The organism is Pseudomonas sp. BJa3 (assembly GCF_026343815.1).
Classification (GTDB): domain Bacteria; phylum Pseudomonadota; class Gammaproteobacteria; order Pseudomonadales; family Pseudomonadaceae; genus Aquipseudomonas; species Aquipseudomonas soli.
Genome location: NZ_JAOXMC010000581.1, coordinates 1 through 232, shown reverse-complemented (window position 1 = coordinate 232; position 232 = coordinate 1). Strand labels below are relative to the sequence as shown.

Genomic DNA, 232 nt, shown 5'->3' with positions numbered 1-232 from the left:
CTGACGACAGGACAGTTACAATCAGCAGGTGCAAACAAAGCAGCGATCCGAGGTCCCCCCGCAGTGAAATTGCAACAAGGCTTCGTCCTGACCCGCCACTGGCATGACACGCCCGAAGGCACCTGCGTGGAGTTCTGGCTGGCAACCGACCAGGGGCCCCGGCGCGTGCGCCTGGCCCCGCAGCCCTCGGTGGCTTTCGTGCCCGCCGCCCAGGCTGAACACGCCCGCTTGC

The 232-nt window shown here is 66.4% G+C and carries 1 protein-coding gene; it reads left to right on the top strand.

The features are described from left to right. Positions 1–63: 63 nt before the first annotated feature. On the top strand, positions 64–232 hold a 169-nt coding region (locus OH705_RS28875), incomplete at its 3' end, for a hypothetical protein (RefSeq protein WP_267303655.1).